Raw genomic sequence first — 20,884 nt, 5'->3', positions numbered from 1 at the left:
GCCAGCCCCGTCGCCCGCAACTTCGCGGCCATCGCCAGCACCTGCTCGAAGACCGCGACCGGCCCCTCCCGGACGTCCATCGGCTGGTTCAGATGCCCCAGGACCTCCAACTCCGCGTTGGTGACGGCGACATCGATCGACGTGGCGCCGATGTCGACGCCGAGGAAACGCAGCGTCGGGGCGAGCCGGATGTTGTGCGAGCGCCGACCGCCCCGGGAAGGGGCCAGCCCGTCCGCGACCACCAGCCCGGTCTCCAGGAGCCGGTCCACCTCCACGGCCAGCTTGGACCGTGAGAGATCGACCTGATCGCCCAGCTGGGCGCGGGAGTTGGAACCGTTGTCCCGCAGCAGACGCAGCAGTCGTGCCTGATGCGCGTTCTCAGGTCGAGCAGTCATCCGCCGCACGATCCCTCCTCTCCCCTCACCCGTCAGGCTGTCGGAGAGGAACGTAACAACGATTTTCCAGACGTGGAAGTACTTACGCATGAGTAGGGCACTTCTTTTTCCACACTCAGGACAAAGTCCGTACTCCAAGGTCGTTCAGGGGCCTGTCGCGCGTCACCTCTGACGTGCAGAATCGGCCGCATGACGATCACCGCGGCCGCGCCGCCCACCCGCGGCGGGCCCGCCGACCTCGCCCTGGGCCTTGTGACGGGCGCTGTGATCGGCGGTTCGCTCACCGCCTTCATCAGCGGGTGTGTCGTCGGGGAGGTCTCGCTGATCGTCCTGGGGTTGGCGCTGCCCTCGGCCTATGGGCTCGTCTTCTTCCTCGCCACATCGCCTCGCCGCGCCCGGGAGGCGGCCGTCGTACCGCGTACGGCGCTCGCGTTGATCGAGAGCCTGGAGGCCGTCGGGGGTGAGGCCAGCGATGTTCCGGTGCGGTTCGAGCTGTCCGTCGCACCGGACGACGCTCCCGCCTTCCGTGTCGAGATCCGCCAGGACGTCAACCTCGTCGAGCTCGCCGACTACCGGCCGCACGGCATCGTGGTGGTGGAGTATCCGCCGGACCGGCCGTGGAAGACGCGGATCGTGCGGCGGCCGACACCGGACTGGGAGGAGCGGGCGGCCGGTGCGCGCGTCGACTCGGCGCCCGGTCCAGCCATGAGGAGCGACTCCCCCGAGGGCTGCGCCGCCGGTTTCCTCACGCTGATCGGGCTGCTGCTCGGCGTGACCGCCGTGCTCGTACTGTTCCACGCCGACCTCTTCGACCGCGACGAGGGTACGGGCGGCGCCTCGCCCCGGCCGTCCGCCTCGTCGTCGTCCACGACCACCGTGACCTCCGCGACCGGCACGGTCACCCTCGGCCCGGGCCGGTCGATGCTCGACCCTGGCCAACTGCGCAGGGCCGTCGAGTCGTTGACGCGGGACGCGGACAAGCGCCGGGCGCTCACCCTGGTCGTACAGGAGCGCCTGCTGACCGTCGTCTTCTCCCCGGGCGGCACGAGCGGGTTCGACCCGCGATCCCTGCCCTACGACCGCGTCCCCGCTTTGGTCGACAAGGCCGGCACGGGCGTCGACTCTCCGCGCGGCTGGCAGCTGACCGCGGACGGAGTGACCGGCCGGCTCACGCTCAGGATCGTGGTGACCGGCGACGGAGGCGCGGGGTCGCTGGAAGCGGACGCGCACGGCAAGGTGCTGCGGCGCAGCGGCAGTTGACCGGATCGGCAGGAGGAGGACACATGGGGTGGGCCGGGTTTCTGGCGCTGTGGTGCGCGCTGTGGGCCGTGGTGGCGCTGATCGGGTTCGGGATGTCGCTGGCCGGGGTGACCAAGGCGCAGCGGACGGTCCGGCTGGCGGGGCGCGTCGAGCGGGTGCGCGAGCCCCGGCACGGCGGGTCCCGCATGGGCGGGATATCGGTGGTCGTCGCCTACACCGACCCGGTCACCGGGCAGGCGGTCACCGTGACCAACGACGGTGAGCGCGGCGAGATGATCACGGAGGCGTGGGAGGGCAGGGAGGTCGGGATCAACCACCCGCGCGGCAGACCGCATGCCTACCGGTTCACCAACCGCCCCGAGGAGCCCAGCCGCGGCCTGGGCCGGCCTTCGTTCGCCCTCTTCCTGGTGTACGTCGGCCTGGTGGTCCTGTCCGCAGTCCACTGGGCCTGGCCATGGGCCCTGATCGGCTTCGGCGGCCCCCTGGCGCTCTTCGCCGCCGCACACCTGCCCGCGACGATCCGCGCCAGGAACGACCACGCGGCGAAGCTGGCCGCGATGGAGCACACCGAGGGCCGCGTGGTCGCCGTCCTCAGGGACGTCAGCGTCGACCAGGACGACGGGCACACCTACACCACCATCACCCCGGTCGTGTCCTTCACGACCCACGAGGGCACAGCCGTCACGGCCCACTGCACCTCCCATCTCCCCGACCCGGCCGGCGCGTACGGCCGGGAGGTCACCGTCCACTACACCCGCGCCGACCCGGCCGACTTCACCGTCGACCGCGCCGCGGAACGCCGCTCGCAGAATCAGGACGTGACGTTCAACGTCCTGACGATCGCGGTAATGGCGGCGACGGGCGTGGTGGGGGTGCTGTTTCTCGTCGGATGAATACGCGTTCTCCTCGCGTGGACAGGAGCGGCCGGCTGCGGTCGAACTTCTTGTGCCGTCCGCACCGCATGGATAACGTTTCCCAGTCGGAACGCCGGCGACCGCGACCGCGCACCGACGCGCGCCACCTGTACGGCTGGACATATTCATGAAAGCGCACTTCGGGAGCGCGGCTCGCCGGTAATGAATCGTTTCACCCGCACGGCCCGGTGAACACGACCGAGGGCAACGGTTCCCACTGCGCGCTCTCCATCCGAGGAGGTCCGATGCCAGGTTCGAGGATGACCCGCAGGACGATGATCGGCGGAGCCCTGTCCGTCGTCGCCGTGACGAGCGTGCCGACGCCGGCCCTCGCGCGCGGGGCACACCGAACGGACGAGGCGGCGACCTGTCACGGCAGGGTGCGCGGACGGCGTGAGGACGGCATCGTGAAGTTCCTCGGCGTGCCCTACGCCACGCCACCGGTCGGCGAACTGCGGTTCAAGGCCCCCGAGCCGCCCCGGAGTTGGCGCGGCGTGCGCGACACCGTGGACTTCCCCAACCCGGCCTTCCAGGTGGCCGGCATCGAGATGGGCCCGAACGGCAACGGTCGGATGCCCGCGCCCTCCGAGGACTGCCTCTACCTCAACATCTGGACGCCCGCCGCGGACCGCCGGCGGCGACCGGTGATGTTCTACAACCACGGCGGCGGCTACATGATCGGCTCCGGCTCCGCCACGGGGCAGGACGGCACCCATCTGGCGCGGCTCTACGACGTCGTGGTGGTCGAGTCCAACCACCGGCTCGGTCTGCTCGGCTACCTGTTCCTGGGAGATCTCGCCGCCGACGACCGGTACGCCGCCAACCAGGGAATGCTGGACATCCTCGCGGCGCTGCGCTGGACCAGGGAGAACATCGAGAACTTCGGGGGCGACCCCGACAACGTGATGGTCTGGGGCGAGAGCGGTGGCGGCGCCAAGACCGCCGCGATCCACACGATGCCGGACGCCGTGCCGCTCTTCCACAAGGCCTCGATCGAGAGCGCCGCGCCGCTGCGCTTCCCCACCCGCGCGGGCGCCACCGCGCGGGCCGAGCGCACGCTGGAGCTCCTCGGACTGACCGCGGCGGACATCCCCGCACTGCACGGGACACCGGCCGAGAGACTGCTCGCGATCCAGCAGTCCGAAGCCGCGAACGGCGCACCACCCTGGGGCGACGCCGGTTCGCTCCCGGGCTTCGGCGCCTTCGTCGACGGCACCGTCATCCCGCGGCATCCCTTCGCCGACGGCGCCGCCCCCTTCTCGGCGGGCAAGCCGCTGATGTGCGGCACATGCCGCGACGAGACGGTGTTCTTCAGCCTGTTCGGGCCGCCCGACATCTTCCGGATCGACGAGGTCGGCCTGCGCAGGGAACTGGCCCGCACGTATCAGGGCGCCGAACTCGACCGCGTCATCGACGTCTTCCACAGATCCCGGCCCGACGCGACACCCGCACAGCTCTACTTCGCCATCACCACCTCACCGATCTGGCGCGACGCGATCAAGATCGCGGAGGCCAAGGCGGCGCAGCACGCGGCGCCGGTGTTCATGTACCAGCTCGCCTACAAGAACCCCACCTTGGTGCCCGGCACGGACTTCCCCCTCGGCTCGCCGCACGCGTCGGACATCAACCTCAAGTTCGCCAACACCGACAAGGACCTCGACTCCCTCCTGAACGCGGACCAGTCGCCGGGCCGGCTCGCGACCGCGCGGCACATGAGCGGACTGTGGGCGGGCTTCGCCCACCAGGGGCGTCCGGCTGCGGAGGGGGTGCCGGCGTGGCCGGCCTACACGCCGCAGCGGCGGGCGACGATGTGGCTCGACGCCGAGTGCGGGATCGTCGACGATCCGGACCGGGCGGAGCGGCTGTACTGGCAGCTCGGTTGAGAGCCGGCGGCTCCGGGCGGCTGCGCCACAAGGGCGCGGCCACCACCGCCCCACAATCGGAATGACCTATCCATTTATGGTGCTACGCTGGACGCCGGACAACCGGACAGCCCTATCCGGTTCACGAACCGGATAGGGCTGTCCATTACCTGCACCGGAAGGATCACCCCCATGACCAGCATCGCCATCGTCGGAGCGGGCCCTCAGTTGGGCCTGGCCGTCGCCCGCACCTTCGGCTCCCGCGGCTTCGACGTCGCGCTCGTCTCACGCGACCGCGACAAGCTCGGCCGACTTGTCGACACCCTCACCGCCGAGGGCATCACGGCCGCCGGGTTCCCCGCGGACGTCCTCGACCGCGACGCGCTCACCCAGGCGCTCAAGGACGCCGCCGCGCACTTCGACGGCATCGACGTCCTGGAGTACTCCCCCGTCGGAACGCTCGGCTCCACCACCCTCACCACCCCGACCCAGACCGAGCCGGACCATGTACGGCACGAGATGGAGTTCCAGCTCTACGGGGCGATCGCCGCCACCCGCGCGGTGCTGCCCGCCATGCGTGAGGCCGGCGCCGGCACCCTGCTGTTCACCACCGGCGCCGGCTCCATCGACCCCGTACCGCAGGTCGGCAACGTCAACGCCGCCGCGGCGGCCCTGCGCAACTGGGTCCTCAACCTGCACAAGGAACTGGACGGCACCGGCGTCCAGGCCGCCCACGTCGGCATCGACGTGTCCATCGGCACGCCGGCTGTCCCCGGCTTCCCCACCGCCCAGCCCGAGGAGATCGCCCCGGTCTACTGGGACCTGCACACCACCAAGCGGGACCAGGCCGAACTGGTCTTCAGCGGCTGACACCACGCAGGACGCCGCCCGCCAAGCGCCCCTACCGCGCGGCGTACCCGCCGTCGACCGTCGGCCTCGGCGCGAGGGCGGCGCCGGCGGTCAGGCCGATCACGCCGCGCTCGGAGGCGTGGGCGAGGTTCATATGTGGTCTCGCGACGAGCGCGCGCCGCCTCAGGACGCGGCCTCGATGGTGGCCTCGGTTGCGGTGGCGAGGAGTTCGGTGTCGCCGTTCAGCCGGCCGAGGATGATCAGGCCGGGGTCGCTGGAGCCGCTGCCGCGGTAGAAGAGGGCGAGGTTGCCCCAGGGCGCGTAGTACGCCAGGTCACCGGGTTGTGCTTCGGCGGCCTCGGGGGTGCCTGAGGTGGACAGACGGCGGGGCAGGTCGGCCGTCTTCTCCGTCTCGTGGAAGTCGTTCAGGTGCAGCGTGAGCGGCAGCAGGCCGGCGAGGTCGCGGGCCGTGGCGCTGTCGTTCAGGGTGGCGTCGACCGGGTGGCCGTCGAGGGTGATGCGCAGGTGCAGGGCGGCGGTGTCCTTGTCATCGCGGGGTGAGGCCGCCGGCGCTGCCGATGACGCGGAGGCGGCGGCGGACGACGCGGACGGTGCCGACCGCGGCGGAGCCGGCTCGTCGGTGCACGCGGTCGCCGCGAGGAGCACGGCGGTGGGGATCGCGCGGGCCAGGCTGGAGCGGGTGGTCGGGTGCACGGCGTCCTCCAGGTGCGTCAGTCGGGCAGGGACTCGGCGTAGTGGCGGAAACCCTCGCGCGCGAGGTGGATGTCGTACAGGCGCTGGGCCAGCGCATCGGGGCTGCTGTGCTCGGCGTCGGGGCGGATGGCTCCGGGGATGATCAGCTGGGCGGCGTGGATGTTCTCCGGTACGAGGGCGTCGTGGAGCATGCGGGCGTAGGCGCTCTCGGCGGCGAAGGCGATCGAGGTGCCCGCCCGGTCGGGGTGGGGGCGCACGGCGCTGCCGCCGTTGACGAAGAGCAGGGTGCCGCGGCCGAGGCGGCGCATGCCGGGCAGGACGGCGTTCACGGCGGCGACCGGGCCCTTGACGGAAAAGGCGAGGGGAGCGTCCAGGTCGTCGGCGCTCGTGTCGAGGACCGGACGCATGAAGTCGGCGCGAGGGACGGGGCTGTACTGAAGGATCTCGATGGGCCCCAGGGCGGCCGCGGCCGCGTACAGCGCCGCGTCCAGTGACTCGATGTCGAGGGCGTCGGCGGTGAAGCCCTGCGCCTGGACACCGGCCCGGGCCAGCTCTGCGGTCAGGCCCTCCAGCTTCTCGGCGTTGCGGGAGAGGAGTGCCACGGTGTGGCCGGCGGTTCCGAAGCGACGCGCGGTGGCGAGTCCGAGGCCGGGTCCGGCGCCGACGAGGGCGAAGGTCGTCACAGTGAGTCCTTGCGGGTGGGGTGCTGTGTTCCGCACCGACCCTCACACGCCGGTGCGAGGGCGAAAAGGGGAGAAAGGCATCCGGGGAGAGCGGCGTCCCAGGGAGGAAATCCTCCCTGGGAGAGTGCGGACGACACGACTCTGGTTCGGCACCCACGTCCGCAGACGTGCGAGAAGGGGCTCAGCGCCGCGGTAGCCGCAGTGCGGGGGCCAGGTTCAGGAGCAGCCCGATCACCGCGACACCGGTGACCAGGTTCAGGCCCGGCCGGTAGGCGGTGAAGTCGGCGCCGCCGTCTCCCGCCTGAGCGATCACGGCGGTGAGGACGGCGAGGACGAGGGCGGCGCCGACCTGGCCGGAGGTCTGCACCAGGCCGGAGGCGAGGCCCTGTTCGGAGTCGTCGATGCCTTCGGTGGCCTGGGACATGATCGCGCTGTACCCGAACGCGAAGCCGCCGCCGAGCAGGACGAGGGACGGCAGCATGGCGAGCAGATAGTCGGGCGAGGAGCCTGCCATGGCCAGGAACCAGACATAGCCGAGGGTCAGCGAGATCATCGAGGTGACGATCAGCGGCGCCGTGCCGAAGCGGTTGACGAGTCGCCCGGTGAGGGGCGAGCCGACGGCGACGATCAGCCCGACCGGCAGCAGCGCGAACGCCATGCGCAGCGGCGACCAGCCGAGGCCGTCCTGGAGGTACAGCGTCATCATGAACTGGAAGCTGAGGTAAGAGCCCATCAGCGCGACGATGCTGAGGTTGGCCCGGACGGTGGTGGCCTTGCGCAGGATACCGAACCGGACCAGCGGGTGCCGGACCCGCTGCTCGATCAGCACGAAGGCGACCAGCAGCGCGCCGGCCACGCCGAAGGAGCCCAGCGTCGCCGCGGAGGTCCAGCCCGTCTGCGGGGCGGTGACCACGGCGTACACGGCGAGCAGCATGCCCGCGGTGAGCGTGATCGCTCCGGCCGGGTCCTGGCCGCCGGTCCCGGTGCGGCGGTCGCGCGGGATCAGGACGAGACCGACGACCAGGGCGAGCAGCGCCAGGGGGACGGGCATCAGGAAGGTCCAGCGCCAGCCGAAGCCGGTGAGCAGGCCGCCGAGGATCAGGCCCGAGGAGTAGCCGAGGGCGCCGAAGAGGCTGAAGACCGACAGGGCCCTGTTGCGCTGCGGGCCCTCCGGGAAGGTCGTGGTGAGGATGGACAGGCCGGCGGGCGCGGTGAAGGCCGCGGCCAGACCCTTGACGAAGCGGGTCGCGATCAGGAGCGTGCCGTCGTCGACGAGACCGCCGAGCAGGGAGGCGGCGGCGAACACGGCCAGTGCGACGAGGAAGACCCGGCGGCGGCCGAGGAGGTCGGCGGTGCGGCCGCCGAGCAGCATCAGACCGCCGTACCCGAGGACGTAACCGTTGATGATCCACTGCAGTGAGCCGGTGGCCATGCCGAGGTCGTGGCCGATGGAGGGCAGGGCGACACCGACCATGGAGACGTCGAGGCCGTCGAGGAACAGCACGAGGCACAGCACGGCGAGGACGGCCCACAGGCGGGCGGTCCAGCGCGGCTCGGCGACGGCGAGCGGCGGCGTCCCGGGGCGGGACTGGGTCAGGGACATGGGGAGCGGGATCTCTTTCCTGGCGGATGAGCAGGCGGGTCGGACGCCTCGACGCTGAGGAATCGGAAGGAGGAGGGCCGTACCGGGGGCGGGGACGCGCGGCGCGGTCGGCCTCGTGACGAGCGTGCCAGGAACGCCGTGCACGAAGAAGGGAGAGCCTCTTCCCAGGCGTGGGGCGCGTAGGAGAAAAGGCTCCCCCTCTGAAGGGAATACCTCACCGCGGTCAGGCTGAGCTGTCGCTCGCCGAACGGCTGGGATCGGCCGCCCAGGAGGCCAGCATGCGCAGGCTGTCGTGGGTGGGGGTACCGGCTTCAGCGGTCCAGACGATGATCTGGAGGTCGGGGTCGGCGGCCCAGGTCACGGCGTTCCAGTCGAGGTGCAGGTCCCCGACGACGGGGTGACGCAGGTGTTTGGCGCCGGTGTCCCGTACGGCCACGTTGTGAGCGCCCCACCACTGGCGGAACTGGTCGTTGCGGACCGAGAGTTCACCGACCAGGGCGGCGAGCTGCGGGTCCCCGGGGTTGTTGGTGTTGTGCATCCGCATCTGGGCGATGGCCAGCCGGGTGACGCCCTCCCAGTCCGCGTACAGCTCGCGCATCGCGGGGTCGGTGATGAGCAGCCTTATGAAGTAGCGCTGCTTCTCGGGGATCTTCCCGAAGTCGGTGATCAGAGCGGCGCCCATGGTGTTCCAGGCGACGATCTCGGTGCGCGGACCGATCACGAAGGCGGGGGTGTGCGCCATGTCGTCGAGCATGCGCTGCAACTGCGGCTGGGTCGTGGGGCTCGGCCGGCGGCGGGGAGGGCGGTAGTCCTCCTTGGCGGCGAGTTCGTAGAGGTAGGCGCGCTGGTCCTCGTCGAGGTGCAGGACGCGGGCCAGTGCCGCCAACACGGACGGCGAGGGCTGGATGCGGCCCTGTTCGAGGCGGGCGTAGTAGTCGGTGCTGATGGCCGCCAGTACGGCGACCTCCTCGCGGCGCAGACCTGCCACGCGCCGTGAGCCGCCGCCGTCGGGCAGGCCGACGGCGGCCGGGTCGAGCTCGGCGCGGCGCGCCTTCAGGAACTCCCCCAGGTCATGGCGGTGGGAATCGCGGTTCATGCCCTCAGCCTGGCACCGGAGGTCGGTCCTGTCAGGGGGAGGGATCTGTCCCTGGTTCGGCGGAGGCGGGTCCACTCGCCGCTCACGAGGGAGCTGGTGTCGTCCTGGTGGTCCGGAGCTGCCGTCAGCCGAGGGCCTTGACGACTTCCTGGGCCAGGGGGACGGCCGACGCGGGGTTCTGGCCGGTGATGAGGGTGCGGTCCACCTCGATGTGCGGGGCGAAGTTCTCCTCGCCCTTGCGGTAGTCCACGCCGACGTCGGAGATCAGGCGGTCCTGGAGCAGCCATTTCGCGCGGTCGGCGAGGCCGTTCTGGATCTCCTCGGAGTTGGAGAGACCGGTGAGACGGTAGCCCGCGAAGGGGGACCTGCCGTCGGCGTCCACGGTGGACAGCAGGGCGGCGGGGCCGTGGCAGACCAGCGAGACGATCTTGCCGGAGGCGAGCCAGGCGCTGAGCAGCCGGCCGGCCGCGGGATCGTCCGAGAGGTCCTCCATCGGGCCCCAGCCGCCGGGGACGAACACGGCGTCGTGGTCGTCGAGATCCACGTCCTCGATGCGGACGGGGTTCGCCAGCTCGGTGGCCTTCGCGAGGGCGGCCCGCATGTTCCGTGCGCCTTCCTCGCCGCCGTTGAAGTCCGGGGTGAGGCTGAGCGGGTCGGCGGTGGGCGGGACGCCGCCCGGGGTGGCCGCGGCGATCTCGTAGCCGGCCTCCTCGAAGACGCGGTACGGGCCGATGGCCTCCTCGGCCCAGAAGCCGGCCGGCTGCTCGAACCCGTCGGCGAGGGTCCAGCGGTCGGCGGCGGTGACGAGGAAGAGGATCTTCGTCATGGAGTGCTCCTTGCGGTAGGTACGGGCGGGTCAGCCGTTCGCGGCCAGCTGGACGACGTGGCTGTCGGCGGCCTGCACCAGCTGGGTGAGCTTGCCGTCGCCGACCGTCCACAGGTGGATGAAGCGGGCGTCCGACTCCGCGCCGGACTTGGCCACGGCGTGGTAGTGGCCGCGCACGAAGACGTGCTCACCGGCGTCGTAGAACTCCTCGGCCACCCCGCCGAAGGAGGCGAAGTCCGGCGCGAGTCGGCCGAAGAAGTCGGTGCCGACGCTGGCCCAGGTCCGGTAGACGCCGCCGTAGGGGAAGCCGGGCGTGATGTCCCAGACGATGTCAGGGTCGATCACCTCGGCGGCCACGTCCGGGTCCATCCCGGAGTCGTAGAGCCGGCGGACGAGGGCGAGGTTCGGGGAATCGGTCATGGGGGTGCTCCTAGGGGGTTCGAGAGGGAATCCGAGGGGAATCCGAGAGGGGGTCAGGCGGCGAGGGATGCGCGGCCCGCGCGGAAATACGCGGTCTGCCGTGCGACGCGGGCACCGAGGCTCTCGGCCGTGGCGATATCGGACTTGTGGACCGCCTCCGGACCGGCGTCGACGGGGGTCTGCGCGCCCGCCCCGACGAAATAGCCCAGCCGGTTGACGTCGTTCTCGCTGCCCTCGGTGGAGGCCCAGCCGGGCTGTACGCCGAGGCTGATCCAGTGCATGCCGTGCTGGGCGGCCATCGTGAAGAAGTAGCCGAGGGTCGAGGACTTGTCGCCGTTCTTGGCACCGGAGTTGGTGAAGCCGGCGGCGATCTTGTCGGCCCAGGTCTGCGTGTACCAGCGCTTGCTGCTGGCCTCGGCGAAGGTGTGGAAGGCGGCGGAGGCGGTGCCCATGTAGGTGGGGGCGCCGAAGACGATGGCGTCGGCGGCGTCCAGCTGCGCCCACTGCTCTTCGGTGATCGTGTCCACGGGTACGGAGATCACCTCGGCACCGGCGTCCGCCGCGCCACGCGCCACGGCTTCCGCGATGACGGCGGTGTGTCCGTACCCGGAGTGGAAAGCGACGGCGACCGTGGGGCGGGGGATGGAGGACATGAGGAATTTCTCCTGGAAAATGAATTGCGCGACTATTTCTCCAGCAGCTTGGCATGGAATTCAAAGGCAAAGGGAGGGAAGGAATTCTCCCTGCTTTGCGCACTGAGGGTAGGAAGATTTCGTCCCTGGATGGGCCGGGCCCCAGGTGGGATTCTCCTCTGGACGACTACAAGGCAATGACGGCGACGACCTCTGCGTCCGCTCCTTCCCGCGCTGACCCCTGACGGACCTACAGGAGAGAAGAACCACCGTGCTCGGTCTCGAACTCGTCGTGGTCCTGGGCGTGGCCGTGCTGGTGGGCAACGTCGTGGGACAGCGCCTCGGCATCGCACCGCCCGTCGTACTGCTCGTGACTGGTGTGCTCCTGGGCTTCGTCCCCGCGGTGCGGGAGGCGCAACTGCCCCCGCAGGTCGTGCTGTTGCTCTTCCTTCCGGTGCTGCTGTACTGGGAGAGCCTGACCACCTCCCTGCGGGAGATCCGCACCAACCTGCGCGGCATCCTCCAGCTGAGCACCCTCCTCGTCGTCGTCACCGCCTGGGCCGTGGCCGCGACGGGGCACGCCCTCGGGCTGCCATGGGGACCGGCATGGGTGCTGGGCGCGGCCATGGCGCCCACGGACGCCACCGCGGTCGGCGTCCTGGCCCGCGCCCTGCCCCGCCGCCAGGTCACCGTGCTGCGCGCGGAGAGCCTGGTCAACGACGGCACCGCGCTGGTGGTCTACGGTCTCGCCGTCGGCATCACGGTCGGCGAGGAGCATCTGAGCACGCCGCACGTCGGCGGGCTGTTCCTGCTCGCCTACGGTGGCGGAGCGGCCGTGGGGGTGGTGGTCGCGTGGGTCAACATGAACCTGCGGCGGCGGCTGACGGATCCGCTGCTGGGCAACCTGGTCATGATCCTGGCCCCGTTCACCGCGTATCTGCTCGCCGAGCTGATCGAGGCGTCCGGTGTCCTCGCGGTCGTCGTCAGCGGGCTGATCATGTCCCAGGTCGCCCCGCGCATCATCCCGGCCGCACACCGCACGCAGGCCCTGGCGTTCTGGCCGCTGGCCACCTTCCTCATCAACGGCGCGCTGTTCGTCCTGGTGGGCGTGGAACTCCAGTACGCCGTCCGCGACCTGGACCGCGCCGACCTCCATGACGCGCTCGTCGCGGTCGGCGTCATCTCCGTGGTGCTCGTCGCCGTACGCTTCGCGTTCCTCTACGTCGCCACCTACGTGGTGCGCGCTCTCGACCGCAGCCCGCGCCAACGCACGCTCCGGGTCGGTCACCGCGCCCGGGTGGTCAGTGGGCTGGCCGGGTTCCGGGGCGCGGTGTCCCTCGCGATGGTCCTCTCGGTCCCGCAGACCCTCGACTCCGGCGAGCCCTTCCCGGACCGCAGCTTCATCGTCTTCGTCACCTCCGGCGTGATCCTCGTGACCCTGGTGGTGCAGGGACTGCTGCTGCCGGCGGCGGTCCGGTGGGCGAAGCTGCCGCCCGACACCTCGGTCGACGAGGAGCACGACCTCGCCGAGACGACCGCCATCGAAGAGGCGATCGAGGCGATGCCCCGGCTCGCCGCCGAGCTGCAAAGCGATCCGAGGATCGCCGAGTGGCTCCGGCAGGAGTACGAGGCCACCCTGGCGTCCGTCCGGGCCAGGAGCGCGGGCGCCCCCGACGACCCCGCGGTCCGTCAGCACGAGGACTACCTCGCGCTGCGCCTGGCCCTCATCGCCGGCAAGCGCGCCACCGTCGTCCGGCTCCGTGACGAGCGCCGGATCGACGACACCGTACTGCGCCGCCTCCAGGCCGCCCTCGACAGCGAAGAGGTCCGCCTGTCCGGGGGCGCGCCGGTCGAATGACCCGTTCTCAGCGGGAGGACTCTCCATGAAGGCCATAGGACTGGCCGAGTTCGGCGGCCCCGACGTACTGCGGGTCCTGGACCTTCCGGTTCCCGAGGCGGGCCCGGGCGAGATACGCGTCCGGGTGCACGCCGCGGCGGTCAACCCCGTCGACGCGATGGTGCGCCGCGGCCTCGCCTTCGTCTCCGACGCCGCACCGCCTTATGTCCCGGGCATGGACGCGTCGGGTGTGGTCGAGCGGATCGGTGCGGGAACCGACACCGATCTCCGTGTCGGTGACCCTGTGATGGCCGTCGTGGTCGTCTCCGGGACCCGCGGTGCCTATGCCGAACGGCTCGTCGTCCCCGCCGAGTCCGCGGTCCGCGTACCGGACGGCTTGGACGCCGTCGAGGCCGCCACGCTGCCGATGAACGGGCTGACGGCGCGCATGGCACTGGACCTGCTGGAACTTCCCGCGGGTGCCACCGTGGCGGTCACCGGAGCGGCCGGCGCGGTCGGCGGGTACGCCGTCCAGCTGGCCAAGGCCGACGGGTACCGCGTGATCGCCGACGCGGCGCCGAGGGACGAGGCGCTGGTGAGGCAGCTCGGTGCCGATGTCGTGCTGCCGCGCGGTGACACGTTCCCGGCACTGGCGCGCCGCGAAGTACCCGACGGCGTCGAGGGACTCGTCGACACCGCCGGGGTCGCCGGTCCCGCCCTGCGCGCGGTTCGCGACGGAGGCCGGGCGGTGTCGTCGGTGGGCGGGGTCGAGGTGCCCGTCGAACGCGGCATCGAGACCCGCAACACCTTCGTACCGCGCTACGCACGCGAACGCGCCGCACTCGACCGCCTCCGCCGGCTCGCGGAGCAGGGCCGTCTCACCCCGCGCGTGGCGCGGACCCTTCCGGCCGAACAGGCGGCGGAGGCACACCGGTTGCTGGAAGCGGGCGGTCTGCGTGGGCGAGTGGTGCTGACGTTCGCCTCGTGACGCGGTCCCGGGGTGGTGGTCAGGGGGCCGCAGGGCTGTATCGCCGCAGCCGTTGGAACGCGGGGGGCGGCGGTTGTACTGGACGTCGTTCGCGTCCCAGCGGGCCGCGAACTCGGTTCTGTGGGTGGCGAGTTCGTCGGCGATTTCGGTGTTGCCGGGTGTGCGGGCGGCCTCGGCGCGCAGGCTGCCGACGGCGTCATGGGCGATGCCGTCCCAGTCGCGGTAGAAGCGGCGCGCCCGCGGGTCGAGGAAGACGAAGCGGGCGAGGTTCGGGGGCTGTTCGGCGCTGCCGAGGGCCTCTTCGTAGAGGGCGCGGGCGAGTTGGTTCGTGGCCAGGACGTCGAAGTAGAGCTGGACAGCGGCACCATGGCCGGCACGACCGGCCGGGCGAGCGGGAGGGCGGCGAACCGCCCCTCCCGCCCGCTCCGGCGGGGTCGTACCGCGTGTCCGCTACCGCTTCTCGCGGGCGACGAACACGTACGTGCCGGAACCGACCCGGTACACGGCCCGGTCCCCGTCGACGCGCTCGAACCTCGCCCCGTCCGGCGCCTGCCCGGGTCTGCCGCCTGCTGTCGGTACCCGGATCTCCGCCGTCGTGTTGGGCGGCACCTCGACCCGCAGGCGGAAGACGCCGTCCGTGCGCGTCCACTGCGACGACACCTCGCCGTAGGGAGTGCGGTAGCTGCCCGTGACGTGCGTCAGTGTGCCCACCGGCCGCGGGTCGATGACGAGTTCGCGGTAGGCCACGCCGCCGCGCGGCCGGCGGATCCCGGCGAGGCCGCTGTGGAACCACTCCTCGATCTGGAGAAGGATCATGTGGTTCTTGGAGTTGCCCATGTCCCATTGTTCGGGATGGGTGGTCAGACCGCCGGGGTTGGCCGTCGTGGGCTGCATGAAGTAGCCGTAGCTCGGGCGGGTGTCCTCCTGGAGCACGTCCCACAGGACGTCGTCACGGCCGCCTTCGTGGAGGGCTCTGACGATGGGCGCCAGCCCGATGGTGCCGCCGCTGAAGTGCGGTCCCCCGCCGTACGGTTGATGGGCGCGGACCAGCTCGACGAGCGCGTCGAGGACCTTCCCTCGTTCGCTCTCCGGCACCAGCCCCTCGTCCAGGGCCAGCGCCTGCGCGGCCTGGGTCGCTCCGGCGCCGCCCTGCTCGCCCTGTGCGGTGTAGCGGCCCAGGGAGCTGTTGTAGAAGGCGTCGTTGAAGGCCTGCTTGATGCCGGCGGCGAGGCTGCGGTACTCGGCGGCGTCGGCCGTGCGGCCGAGGAGGTCGGCCATGCGGGCCATCCGGTCGGCGACCTGGTGGTAGCCCCAGGTGCCGGTGATACGCCCGGAGGTCTGCTCGCTCGCGATCCAGTCGGCCAGCGCGGCGTCGACAAGGTGGGCGTCCTGGCCGGTGCCGGCCTTCTTGGTGCGGATGTAGGTGACGAAGGCCTGCATCTGAGGGTAATAGCGGGCCATCGTCTGGGTGTCGCCGTACGTCTCGTACAGGAACCAGGGCGTCAGGACGATGCCGTCGCCCCAGTTGATCTCGTCGCCGAAGCGGCCCGTGTAACCCCAGTCGTAGACCGGTGCCTTGAGTGCGACGTTGCCGATGTTGTCGCCCGCCTTGGACTGGCCCTCGGCCAAGTGCCTTTGCATGGTGCGCAGATAGGCGGCGTAGCCGAAGGTGCGGTGCAGTGAGGCGAAGGGCTGGAGGTAGTCGGCCGGGTAGGCGAGCTTCTCGCGGCCCGGGCAGTCGGTGAACGTCGACATGACGTTGCTCATGATCGAGTACCGGGACATGCGGTGGATGCGGTTGATCCGCTCGTCCGAGGTGCGCACGTCGCCCGCGGCCGGAACGTCCGCGTGGATCTGCAGACCGGTGATCGTGTCACGGGTGGGTGTGTAGCCCTCGGGCAGGCCGGTGACCTGGATCCACTGCATGCCGAAGTAGTGGAACCGCGGGTGCCACGTCTCGTCGGCGGTCGCGCCGTGGGTGGTGTAGGCGGCGAAGACGTCGGTTCCCCGGGCCGCGCCGCCGCCGCGGATGGATGCCTGGTCCACGGCGCCGTCCGCGGTCAGGGACTCGGCGGGCCGGAGCTTCACGGTGGTTCCGGCGGGGACCCGGCCCTCCAGGTTGAGCTGTGGCCAGCCGGCGAAGTTCTGCCCGAAGTCGAAGACCCAGACGCCCGGTTGGGGCTGGGTGACGCGGACCGGCCGCAGCCTGTCGACGACCTTGAGGGGCTCGGCCGCCCGCCACACCAGCTCGGTGGTGAGATTGGGGGGCGGGGCGAGGCCGGCGTCGACCCATCCCATGGCCGTGCCGTCGCGGCGCTCGGCACCCGCGCTCAGGTCGGCGCCGGGGGCGGTCCAGGCGGGCTGTTCGCGTCGGGCGTCGTAGTCGGAGCCTGAGTACCAGTTGGCGGTGGTCGTCGGGCCGAGGGCCGCCTTCCAGGAGCCGTCGCTGACGATGGTCTGCACGGTGCCGTCGGCTTTGGCGACCTCAAGGCGGGCGATGAGACGCGGGGTGACCGCGGCGCCCGCGCTGGGGTCGGTGCTCGCGAGCGAGTTGCCCGAGGCGGAGACCCCGGCGCCGGAGGCGTGGTCGGAGGAGAGAGCGGGCTGGAAAGTGAGGGTGGTGCTCGCGGTGTCGATCGCCGTGATCGTCCGTGACTCCAGCCGCGCTCCCCCGTCGCCGGTGTCGACGTTGACGGTGCCGCCCACGTGGTAGTTGGCCACGCTGCTCACCTTGACGGCGTCGGCGCCCCGCGGGGCGGCCTCGACCAGGCTGCCGGTGCCCTTGAACTGGCTCTGCCACCAGCTGTACGGGGCGCCCCGCCCGGTCACGCTGTTGGTCACGGACCGGGTCACCAGTGCGGTGCCGTGACCCAGTTCGACGCCGAGGGTGTTGTCGCCGTTCCTGATGAGGTGCGTGACGTCGTAGGCCCGGTACTCCACGGACAGTTGGTAGTTGGAGTTGCCCGGGGCGAGCACCTCGTCCGTGACGGGCCGGTCGTTGAGCCGGGCCACGTGGAGTCCGACGCCGGACAGATACAGCCGGGCCCTGCTGACGCCGCCGCCCCGGCCGTCCACGCGGAAGGCGCGGGCGAACACGGGCAGCGGCTGGTCGACGGCGCGTCCGGCGTACTCGATCCAGCGTGCCGCACCCCACTCGGCGCGCCGTAGCAGCCCCATCTCCCAGGAGGCCGAGCCGCTCCACGGGGTCGCCCCGCCCTTCCCGCCCCATACCCGCACGCGCCAGACGACACGGTCCCGGGAGCCGAGCGCGGGCCCCCGCCACGCGACGTCGGTCTGCGCGGCGGAGCGGACCCTGCCGCTGTCCCACAGCAGACGCCCCGCGTCGAGGTCGCGCTCCGAGCGCGCCGCCCGGATCTGGTACGCGCTCTGCACCCACCCGCCACCCGCGTGGGCGACCCGCCAACTAAGGCGCGGCGCGGGGTCGTCGACACCGAGCGGGCCGTCCTCACGGCCGTCGATCGCGAGCCCCACGACCCGGGCGCCGCCACCGCTGCCGTCCTGCGGCCGGGCGTACGCGCTCTGCGTGGCGAGCCCGGGCGTCAGGGGAAGAGCGAGTCCCGCGGCGGATGCCGCCATGGTGCCGACCACCCGTCTGCGGCTCGGTGTGCCGTTCGATGCCTCTGTCATGCGAAGTCTCCCTCATCGGAAGCGAGTTGTATGAAACGTTTCATCGAAGCCTGCTGGTGAGGTGGTACGAGCCCGAGGGCAGCCGGTACGAGGCCACACCGTCGGCATGGCCGAGGAAGCGCACCCCGTCGACGTCGGCCAACGGCGTCCGCGCCTCGCGGACGGCGTCGGCGGAGGCGGCCGGAAGGCGCAGGGTGGCCTCGCTGTTGGCGGGCACCTGGACGTCGTACGAGAGGGCCGCGCCTCCCTCGTCGAGCGTCCACTCGCTCCTGATCCGGCCGTACGGCGACTCGTGGGCCGCCGAGACCTGGGTGATCCGCCCGGTGGGGTCGAGGTGCGGCTGGAGGCGGAAGTGTTTGAAGCCGGGGTGGTCGGGGGCGCGGGCGATGCCGGCCATGTAGGCGTACATCCACTCCATGACGGCGCCGTAGGCGTAGTGGTTGAAGGAGTTCATGCTGACCGGGCCGAAGCCGTCGTCCCCGGAGTAGGAGTTCCAGCGCTCCCACACCGTGGTGGCCCCGTTCCTCACCGAGTACAGCCAGGACGGCATCGCGTCCTGGTGGAGGAGCCGGTACGCCAGGTCGGTGCGGCCCTCGTCGCTGAGGACCGGGGCGAGGACGTTGACGCCGAGGAAGCCCACGGACAGCGTGTTCTCGGCGTACTTGACCCGGCTGCTGTCCGGGTGGGCCGCCTTGTAGGCCGCGTCGTTGCCGATGTTGTCCGCCAAGTGGCCGATGAGGGACCGGCGTTGGGCCTCGGTGTCGTAGAAGCCGAGTTTGAGCACCCACAGCAGGGCGGACTGGGTGTTGTCCTCCGTCGTCCGGTCCGGGTCGGCGCCCGGTTCGATCGGGGAGGCTTCGCCGAGACTGGACCGGAGGGTGACCGTCCCGTCTTCGGTGCTCAGGTACTTGGCGATGAAGGCCCGCTTGATGCCCGCGAAGAGCTCCTCGTAGGCGGACGCCTCCGACGGGCGGTCGACGGCGCGGGCCATCCGGGCCATCAGGTGAGCGGTGTAGCCGTAGTAGACGTCGCTCATCAGCTGGGCGCTGGTCTGCTGCGGGGCGAGCCAGTCGCCGGTGAGGGAGCCCTGTCCGGCGTAGGTGTCGCCGGTCTGCTGACGGATCCAGTCGAGGTAGCGGGTCATCGCGGGCCAGCTGCGCTCGACGACCTGCGGATCGCCGGTCATCTGCCACAGCGTCCAGGGCAGTACGACCCCGCAGTCGGCCCAACCGCTGCCGCCGCCGGGCCAGTTGTAGCGTCCGCCGGGTGCGACCCCGGTGAACTGGGCCTTGTCCATGCCGTAGAGCGTCGCGGAGTCGACGACCGTGTCCTGGAAATGGGCGAGGAAGGGGGCGGCGTCGGCGTTGTAGAGGCCGGTGGTGGCGAAGACCTGGGTGTCGCCCGTCCAGCCGAGGCGCTCGTCGCGCTGGGGGCAGTCGGTGGGCACCCACAGGTAGTTGCCGCGCTGGCCCCAACGGATGTTGCTGATCAGTTGGTTGGTGTCCGGGTCGTCGGTGGTGACCGCCCCGGTCTCGTACACCGCGGAGGTGGCGACCTTGCCCGTCAGCCGGGTGATGGTGACCGTCTCGGTCGCGGTGACGGACGCGTAGCGGAAGCCGTAGAAGGTGAGGGAGTCCTGGTGGGTCTCGCCGTCGCGGTCACCCTTGAGGACATAGGTGCTGGTGGCCTGGGCGGTGCGGAGGTTGGCCCGGTAGACGGAGCCCTCGGGGCCGTCCGCGCCGGCGCTGTCGTCGTTGAGCATCTCCCCGAACCGGAAGGCGACTTGGGCACCGGCGGGGCCGCGCACGCTGTAGCGCGGTACGCCGACCATGTTCTGGCCCAGGTCGAAGACCGCGGTGTCGCCCGCGCCGATCACGACCTGGGCGGAGGCGGCCCTGAGCGGGTCGGTCACCGTCCGGTCGGGATCGACGACCACGCGGCCCCGGCCCGCACCGGTCACGCCCGTGTACACGGTGACCGACCGAGGCCGGCGGTCCCAGCGGCTCATCAGCCGGGCGGACTCGGCCGGATAGGCGAGGAGCCGGGCGTCCGGGTACCTGGCCGTGTAGGGGACGCGTTCGGTGTCGGACCAGGCCGAGTCGTCGTAGCCGGAGGACGTCCAGCCCGGCAGTTCCGCGCGGGCGTCGTAGGTCTCGCCGTCGTAGAGGTCGTCGGCGCGCCAGGGGCCGGTGTCGGTGGCCTTCCAGGTGCCGTCCGGCCGGGTGACGACGGACTCGGTGGTGCCGTCGGCGTAGCGGATCAGCAGCTTGGCCTTCAGGGCGAGGGCGTTGCCGTCCTCGGACCAGTACGTACTGCCCTCGGATATCCGGCCGTTGTACCAGCCGTTGCCGAGGACGGCCGCCAGGGTGACGACCGGGTCCCGGGCGACGAGGTGGGTGACGTCGTAGGTGAGGTAGTCGGCGCGGACGTCGTAGTTCGTCCAGCCGGGCGGCAGCAGTTCGAGGGTGGTGCCGCCGTCCTGCGGGACGGTCACCCGGTGCCCGCTGACGTAGGCGTCGTAGACGCCGAGGGCGGAGACGTACAGCCGCGCCTCACGGACCCGGCCCTTCAGGCGCGTCTGCGTGCGCAGCATCGGCGCGCCGGGCGAGTGGGGCTTCTTGCCGCTCATCCCGATCCACTCGGCGTCGTCCCAGCCGGTGACGCCGTCGGTGCTCATCAGGCCCGTCTCGAACCAGGCCACGGGGCCGCTGCCGATCCAGCGGCCCTCGGCGTCCCAGACGTTGACGGTCCAGTGGTAGCGGGTCGCGGCCCGCAACGGCTTCCCCCGGTAGCGGACGGCCACCGAGTCGGCGGACGGGACACGGCCGCTGCTCCAGACGTCGGCGCGGTCACCGGACAGCTTGCCCGGTGAGCTCGCCACGAGGATCTCGTAGGCGCCCTGGCTCCGCCCGCGCCCGGCGGACCGCATGCGCCAGCCGAAGCGGGGGCGTGCGGCGTCCACGCCGAGCGGGTCGGTGCGGTGTTCCACGGTCAGTCCGTACACTTCGCCCTCCTCCACGGGGCGCCGCGGCGCGGCCCCGGCGGGCGCCGCGCCGGTCGTGCCGGCCGGGTCCCGTCGGTCCTTCGGCATGGTCACTCCTTCGGTTCTCGGGTGCTTCATCGGTCACTCCGTCGGCCCTTCGGGCCCCGGCCCGGC

At 71.4% G+C, this 20,884-nt stretch carries 16 protein-coding genes and 1 pseudogene; 6 read left to right on the top strand and 11 right to left on the bottom strand.

Going from position 1 to position 20,884, the window contains the following annotated elements; translation table 11 throughout:
• Positions 1-395: winged helix-turn-helix transcriptional regulator (locus tag ACIHIX_RS32675; protein ID WP_399962530.1), on the bottom strand; the 395-nt coding region annotated here is incomplete at its 3' end.
• Positions 396-584: 189 nt separating this feature from the next.
• Here ACIHIX_RS32675 and ACIHIX_RS32670 point away from each other — a divergent pair.
• The 4 genes from ACIHIX_RS32670 to ACIHIX_RS32655 all read left to right on the top strand — a co-directional run bounded on the left by ACIHIX_RS32670 (position 585) and on the right by ACIHIX_RS32655 (position 5,301).
• Entirely contained in the window at positions 585-1,655 is a 1,071-nt protein-coding gene (locus tag ACIHIX_RS32670) for a hypothetical protein (RefSeq protein WP_399962528.1), read from the top strand.
• Positions 1,656-1,678: 23 nt separating this feature from the next.
• On the top strand, positions 1,679-2,548 hold the full coding sequence (locus ACIHIX_RS32665; RefSeq protein ID WP_399962526.1) for a DUF3592 domain-containing protein: 870 nt from the start codon (positions 1,679-1,681) through the stop codon (positions 2,546-2,548).
• A gap of 266 nt (positions 2,549-2,814) precedes the next feature.
• Complete coding sequence (locus ACIHIX_RS32660; protein WP_399962524.1) at positions 2,815-4,452, top strand: carboxylesterase/lipase family protein; 1,638 nt, start codon at positions 2,815-2,817, stop codon at positions 4,450-4,452.
• A gap of 171 nt (positions 4,453-4,623) precedes the next feature.
• Complete coding sequence (locus ACIHIX_RS32655) at positions 4,624-5,301, top strand: SDR family NAD(P)-dependent oxidoreductase (RefSeq protein ID WP_399962522.1); 678 nt, start codon at positions 4,624-4,626, stop codon at positions 5,299-5,301.
• A gap of 162 nt (positions 5,302-5,463) precedes the next feature.
• Here the strand turns inward: ACIHIX_RS32655 and ACIHIX_RS32650 are convergent, their stop codons facing one another.
• The 7 genes from ACIHIX_RS32650 to ACIHIX_RS32620 all read right to left on the bottom strand — a co-directional run bounded on the left by ACIHIX_RS32650 (position 5,464) and on the right by ACIHIX_RS32620 (position 11,275).
• The gene (locus ACIHIX_RS32650; RefSeq protein ID WP_399962520.1) at positions 5,464-5,994 is read right to left on the bottom strand and encodes a cyclophilin-like fold protein; all 531 of its coding nucleotides are present in this window, start codon (positions 5,992-5,994) and stop codon (positions 5,464-5,466) included.
• Between the two features lie 17 nt (positions 5,995-6,011).
• Entirely contained in the window at positions 6,012-6,677 is a 666-nt protein-coding gene (locus ACIHIX_RS32645) for an SDR family NAD(P)-dependent oxidoreductase (protein WP_399962518.1), read from the bottom strand.
• 181 nt (positions 6,678-6,858) lie between these two features.
• Positions 6,859-8,280 (bottom strand): MFS transporter, encoded by a 1,422-nt coding sequence (locus ACIHIX_RS32640; RefSeq protein WP_399962516.1) that lies wholly within the window; start codon positions 8,278-8,280, stop codon positions 6,859-6,861.
• Between the two features lie 223 nt (positions 8,281-8,503).
• Positions 8,504-9,376 (bottom strand): helix-turn-helix transcriptional regulator, encoded by an 873-nt coding sequence (locus ACIHIX_RS32635; protein ID WP_399962514.1) that lies wholly within the window; start codon positions 9,374-9,376, stop codon positions 8,504-8,506.
• Between the two features lie 124 nt (positions 9,377-9,500).
• The gene (locus ACIHIX_RS32630; RefSeq protein ID WP_399962512.1) at positions 9,501-10,202 is read right to left on the bottom strand and encodes a type 1 glutamine amidotransferase domain-containing protein; all 702 of its coding nucleotides are present in this window, start codon (positions 10,200-10,202) and stop codon (positions 9,501-9,503) included.
• A 30-nt stretch (positions 10,203-10,232) separates the two neighbouring features.
• Positions 10,233-10,622 carry a nuclear transport factor 2 family protein gene (locus ACIHIX_RS32625; RefSeq protein ID WP_399962510.1) on the bottom strand — a complete coding sequence of 130 codons (390 nt, stop codon included), beginning with the start codon at positions 10,620-10,622 and terminating at the stop codon, positions 10,233-10,235.
• 53 nt (positions 10,623-10,675) lie between these two features.
• Positions 10,676-11,275, bottom strand: coding sequence for a flavodoxin family protein (locus ACIHIX_RS32620; RefSeq protein ID WP_399962508.1), 600 nt, complete (start codon positions 11,273-11,275; stop codon positions 10,676-10,678).
• 250 nt (positions 11,276-11,525) lie between these two features.
• Here ACIHIX_RS32620 and ACIHIX_RS32615 point away from each other — a divergent pair, with 250 nt between their 5' ends.
• Together ACIHIX_RS32615 and ACIHIX_RS32610 are read left to right on the top strand one after the other, a co-directional pair.
• The gene (locus ACIHIX_RS32615; protein ID WP_399962506.1) at positions 11,526-13,112 is read left to right on the top strand and encodes a Na+/H+ antiporter; all 1,587 of its coding nucleotides are present in this window, start codon (positions 11,526-11,528) and stop codon (positions 13,110-13,112) included.
• A 25-nt stretch (positions 13,113-13,137) separates the two neighbouring features.
• Positions 13,138-14,079 (top strand): NADP-dependent oxidoreductase, encoded by a 942-nt coding sequence (locus ACIHIX_RS32610; protein WP_399962504.1) that lies wholly within the window; start codon positions 13,138-13,140, stop codon positions 14,077-14,079.
• Positions 14,080-14,157: 78 nt separating this feature from the next.
• Here ACIHIX_RS32610 and ACIHIX_RS32605 read toward each other — a convergent pair.
• From ACIHIX_RS32605 to ACIHIX_RS32595, 3 genes and pseudogenes are all read right to left on the bottom strand, one after another.
• Positions 14,158-14,415: pseudogene (locus ACIHIX_RS32605) on the bottom strand (transcriptional regulator); the annotation flags it as partial.
• A gap of 114 nt (positions 14,416-14,529) precedes the next feature.
• Positions 14,530-17,727 carry a family 78 glycoside hydrolase catalytic domain gene (locus ACIHIX_RS32600; protein ID WP_399962502.1) on the bottom strand — a complete coding sequence of 1,066 codons (3,198 nt, stop codon included), beginning with the start codon at positions 17,725-17,727 and terminating at the stop codon, positions 14,530-14,532.
• A 40-nt stretch (positions 17,728-17,767) separates the two neighbouring features.
• Positions 17,768-20,818, bottom strand: coding sequence for a family 78 glycoside hydrolase catalytic domain (locus tag ACIHIX_RS32595; protein ID WP_399962501.1), 3,051 nt, complete (start codon positions 20,816-20,818; stop codon positions 17,768-17,770).
• Positions 20,819-20,884 lie beyond the last annotated feature (66 nt).

Origin of the sequence: Streptomyces sp. NPDC051913 (assembly GCF_044593635.1) — a bacterium.
GTDB lineage: Bacteria > Actinomycetota > Actinomycetes > Streptomycetales > Streptomycetaceae > Streptomyces.
Note: the sequence above shows the minus strand (reverse complement) of the source record. Positions and strands in the feature narration are given on the sequence as shown.